Annotated in this window: 1 protein-coding gene; it reads left to right on the plus strand. The window is 65.0% G+C overall.

Translation table 11 applies throughout. From position 1 onward, the window contains the following. The coding region (locus JZ792_RS41475; RefSeq protein ID WP_254191108.1) for an acyl carrier protein at positions 1 to 414 on the plus strand (414 nt) is incomplete at both ends.

Here is a 414-nt window from a genome sequence, read left to right on the forward strand (position 1 = left end):
GATCAAGATCCTGCTGGAATTGGTGCGGACCCAGGTGGCGATCGTGCTCGGACACGACGACGCCACCGCGATCGACGCCGACCGTAACTTCCAGGAACTGGGATTCGACTCCCTCACCGCCGTCGAAGCCCGCAACCGGATCAAGACCGCCACCGGAGTGGCGGTTCCGGCGACCTTGATCTTCGACTACCCGACCCCGAGAGCGGTCACCGAACATCTACACCAGCAGCTGGCCGGAGCATCTGTGGTCGCCGAACCGGTGGTGGTGGGGCATTCGGCCGAGCCGATAGCGATCGTGGGTGTGGGGTGTCGTTTCCCGGGTGGTGTGTCCTCACGCGAAGAGTTGTGGCAGCTGCTGGTACAGGGCCGGGATGTGGTGTCGCAGTGGCCTCTGGACCGGGGCTGGGATGTGGG

This window comes from Nocardia noduli (assembly GCF_019038455.1).
Taxonomy (GTDB): Bacteria; Actinomycetota; Actinomycetes; order Mycobacteriales; family Mycobacteriaceae; genus Nocardia; species Nocardia noduli.